Below are 3,681 nucleotides of genomic sequence, written 5' to 3' on the forward strand. Positions count from 1 at the left end.
CAGCACGGCGGCGGCGACGGCCAGCACGGCACGGCGGCTGCGCCGGGCGCGCCGCGGGGCGGTCTCGGCGGGCCGGCTCCCGGCCTTGCTCCGGGTCTGGTTCTGGTTCTGGGCCGGGGTCTTGGTCACGGTCTCGGTCACAGGAACGATCATGTCCGGCCCCGGCCTGACGATCGATCACCCCCACTGCCGTCTTCGGGGTGGTGCTGAGTACACCCCCGCCGGGGCGGGGGTGCCAGGGCCTCGGGTGGTCAGGTGGATGGGCAGGTGGTCAGTAGGCGGCGGTGAAGCGGGACCGGTGGTGGGCGGGCCGCTCGGTCTCGTCGAGGAGTGCGACGGCGAGGTCCTCCATGGAGATCGCCGAGGTGCCGTCGGCGTCGACCAGCAGCTCGTCGCGGCCGGTCCGGAAGCGGCCGGTGCGCACGCCGGGCTCCAGCAGCGCGGCCGGGCTCAGGTACGTCCAGTCGGTGTCCGGGCCGGCGGCGCGGTAGAGGTCGAGCTGCTCGCCGCAGGCCAGGGCGATGGGCCGGATCGCGTCGGGGAAGCCGGGGCTTTCGACCAGGGTGGTCCCGCCGCCGCCCGGGACGAGCAGGCTGCCCGCGCCGCCGACGGCCAGCAGCCGCACGCCGGTGCCGGCGATCCCGGCCAGCAGGCCCTTGGTGGCGATGGCCAGCTCGTGCTCGCTGCCGGGCGCCGGGCGGGTGGCGGTGACCACCGCGTCCTGTCCGGCCGCGATCCGGGCGACGTCCTCGGGCGCCCGGGCGTCGCCGACGACCAGGGTGACGGCGGACGGCAGGTCGTGCGGCTTCGCCGGGTCCCGTACGACGGCGGTGACGTGGTGGCCGCGGGACAGGGCCTCGGCCACGACCCGGCGGCCGACGTTGCCGGTGGCGCCGAACACGGTGATGCGCATGGGGTACTCCCTGGAGGTGGTGGGAAAGGGGTGGGAAGGGTGGGGTGGGGCGGGGTCAGGCGTTCTCGCGGACGGGCCGCGGGGCGGCCGTCGGCCCGGCTGAGGGTGCGGACTCCGGTGCGGTGCGCGGCCGTTGGATCTGGGCGGCGAGCAGCGAGCCGAGCACGACCAGGGCGCCGAGCGCCTGGAGCGGGCTGAGCTCCTGGCCGAGCGCCAGCCAGCCGAGCAGGGTGGCGACGACCGGGCTGAGCAGGGCGAGGAAGGAGACCGAGGTCGGCGGCAGGGCGCGGAGCCCGCGGAACCAGAGCACGTAGGTGACGGCCGCGCCGATCAGGCAGAGGTAGGTGTAGCCGAGCACGTTGGCGAGGCTGTAGTGGGACGGTGGGGCGCCCTCGGTGAGGAGCGTGACCGGCACCAGCAGCAGTCCGCCGGCGGTGAGCTGCCAGCCGGTGGTGGCGAGCATCGGCGCGGGGGAGGCCCAGCGCTTGGAGAGGACGATGCCGGCGGCCATCACCACGGCACCGCCGAGCGCGGCGACCACCCCGACCGCGTCCGGCTCGGCGTCGGCCCGCAGTACCAGCAGGCTGACGCCGGCGACGCCCGCGATCCCGGCCAGCACGGTGCGCGGGGTGAGCCGGTCGCCGAGGACCAGGGCCGAGAGCCCGGCGGTGACCAGGGGTTGGACGGCGCCGACGGTGGCGGCGATGCCGCCGGGTAGACGGTAGGCGGCGATGAACAGCAGCGCCTGGAACACCCCGATGTTCAGCGCGCCGAGGATCAGCGAGCGCCACCACCAACTGCCCTGCGGCAGACAGCGGGTGAGGGCGATCAGGAGGAGTCCGGCGGGCAGGCAGCGGATGACGGCGGCGAGCAGCGGGCGCCCGGGCGGCAGGAGTTCGGTGGTGACCAGGTAGGTCGTGCCCCAGACCGCCGGGGCGAGGGCCGTCACCAGGACGAGGGCGAGGCGATTTCTTAGCACTAAGGCAATGTATCTCATCGCTAAGGCATCCTTCACCGCATCGAGTGAGTGACGTGGCTCACAGTTACCTCAGCGCTAAGGAATATGGTCGGGATCGCCTACCCTGAACCCGTGGCAGATCATGTGGACCGCGTCGTCGCGCAATGGGGCACCGAGCGCCCCGACCTGGACGTCTCCCCGATGGAGGTGTTCGGCCGGCTCAAACGCCTGTACCGGCTGGTGGACACGGAGCTCAACCGCACCTTCGCCGAGCACGGGCTGGACGCCGCCTCCTTCGACGTCCTCGCCACCCTCAGGCGCAGCGGCCCGCCCTACCGCCTCACCCCCACCGGCCTGATGCGGTCCGCGATGGTCACCTCCGGCGCCATCACCCAGCGGCTGGACCGGCTGGAGGCCCGCGGACTGGTCACCCGCGCCCGCAGCGACCAGGACGGCCGCAGCCGCGAGGTCGCCCTCACCCCCGAGGGCCGGGACCTGATCGACCGCGCGCTGCCCGACCACCTCGCCACCGAGTACCGCATGCTGGCGGGCCTCGACGAGGCGCAGCGGACGGCGCTCGTCGAGGCGATGCGCACCCTGCTGGCGGACCTCGGGGACAGCCCGGAGTAGCGCGGTCGGGGTTTGGCTCCCAGGCGGGCCCCGCGGGCGCGATCGTGACCCCCGTCCACGACCCCGCCCGCGGGGCCCGCTCCGGCAGGAGCAGGTCCCGGCGGGCCCGCGCTACGGCCGGACCGCCACCGCCTTGAAGAAGGTGTAGTGGAACGTCCCGCCCGGCTCGGCCGCGCGGCGCAGCTCCGCGATGCCCCGGTCGAAGGCCTCCGGGGTGCTCAGTCCGGCCTCCAGCGCCTCCGCCCGGACGGCCTCGACCATCGCGACGAAGGTCCGGCGGGTGAAGCCCTCCACCAGGGCGGGCCGGGCGTCGTCGGCGTAGACCGTGCGCGGGCGGACCGTCACCCGCGCGAACCCGGCCTCCGTCAGCAGCGGGTGGAGGCGGCGGCCGAGCAGGCCGTCGCCGCCCGCCCGGGCCTGCAGCCGGACCAGGTGGTCGACGGTGCGGCGGGCCGCCGGGGTCTCCGGGTGGAAGAGTGCCGAGCCGTGGTCGCCCTCGATCACGGTGATCGTCCCGCCCGGCCGCAGCACCCGGAGCAGCGCCGCCAGCCCGGCGGCGGGATCGGCCAGGTGCTCCAGCACGAAGCAGAGGAAGACGTGGTCGAAGGAGCCGTCCGGGAACGGCAGTCGGTGGAGGTCGCCGTGGTGCCAGGTGACGTCCGCGGCGGGTGCTTGCGCGGTTACCCGGGAGCGGGCCTGGGCCAGCGAGTCCGCCGAGAGGTCGGCCGCCGTCAGCCGCACGCCGGGGCTGGCGGCCAGCAGGTGCACGGTCTGCGCCCCCACTCCGCAGCCGGCCTCCAGCACCCGGCTGCCCGCGGGGTAGGCCGTGCCGGCGTGCAGCAGTTCGGCGAGGGTGTCGGCCTGGTCGCCGAGGCGCCGGGCCTCGGTCTCCGAGTAGCCGTGGACGTAGTCGGGGCCGTGGTCGAGCCCGTGCTCCGGCGCCGCCGCGTTCGCGGGCGCCGTCGTTTCCGTGGTCATGGCCCCACCCTCGCCGCCACTATGGTCCGGTGAACAGGTCCAAAGCCGAGGCATCCGACCGGTCCAAAGAGGCCGGCGCCGACTTCCTCCAGCTCGACACCGCCGAGGCCCCGCCCGGCGGCCTCACCGACTGGCTCGCCCGCCGGCTGCGCGAGGCCGTCGCCGACGGGCGGCTCCCGGTCGGGGCCCGGCTGCCCGCCGG

The 3,681-nt window shown here is 75.3% G+C and carries 4 protein-coding genes and 1 pseudogene; 2 read left to right on the top strand and 3 right to left on the bottom strand.

The features are described from left to right. Positions 1 to 271: 271 nt before the first annotated feature. Together AE652_RS37545 and AE652_RS37550 are read right to left on the bottom strand one after the other, a co-directional pair. Positions 272 to 913: an NAD(P)-dependent oxidoreductase gene (locus AE652_RS37545; RefSeq protein ID WP_049659760.1), complete on the bottom strand. Its 642-nt coding sequence runs from the start codon at positions 911 to 913 to the stop codon at positions 272 to 274. 55 nt (positions 914 to 968) lie between these two features. Then, the gene (locus tag AE652_RS37550; protein WP_107086646.1) at positions 969 to 1,910 is read right to left on the bottom strand and encodes an EamA family transporter; all 942 of its coding nucleotides are present in this window, start codon (positions 1,908 to 1,910) and stop codon (positions 969 to 971) included. Positions 1,911 to 2,003: 93 nt separating this feature from the next. Here AE652_RS37550 and AE652_RS37555 point away from each other — a divergent pair, with 93 nt between their 5' ends. Continuing rightward, entirely contained in the window at positions 2,004 to 2,501 is a 498-nt protein-coding gene (locus AE652_RS37555) for a MarR family winged helix-turn-helix transcriptional regulator (protein WP_107086647.1), read from the top strand. Positions 2,502 to 2,612: 111 nt separating this feature from the next. Here AE652_RS37555 and AE652_RS37560 read toward each other — a convergent pair whose 3' ends face one another. Next, positions 2,613 to 3,479: a methyltransferase domain-containing protein gene (locus tag AE652_RS37560; protein WP_049659764.1), complete on the bottom strand. Its 867-nt coding sequence runs from the start codon at positions 3,477 to 3,479 to the stop codon at positions 2,613 to 2,615. A gap of 29 nt (positions 3,480 to 3,508) precedes the next feature. On the opposite strand from AE652_RS37560, the pseudogene AE652_RS45745 reads away from it, so the two are divergent. Then, positions 3,509 to 3,681, top strand: a pseudogene (locus AE652_RS45745) (PLP-dependent aminotransferase family protein); the annotation flags it as partial.

This window comes from Kitasatospora sp. MY 5-36 (assembly GCF_001182915.1).
Lineage (GTDB): Bacteria > Actinomycetota > Actinomycetes > Streptomycetales > Streptomycetaceae > Kitasatospora.

What these genes read in the sequence shown, in the direction of transcription:
- AE652_RS37550 (WP_107086646.1), bottom strand. Translation starts at nt 1,910, where the DNA reads ATGAGATACATTGCCTTAGTGCTAAGAAATCGCCTCGCCCTCGTCCTG.
- AE652_RS37545 (WP_049659760.1), bottom strand. Translation starts at nt 913, where the DNA reads ATGCGCATCACCGTGTTCGGCGCCACCGGCAACGTCGGCCGCCGGGTC.
- AE652_RS37560 (WP_049659764.1), bottom strand. Translation starts at nt 3,479, where the DNA reads ATGACCACGGAAACGACGGCGCCCGCGAACGCGGCGGCGCCGGAGCAC.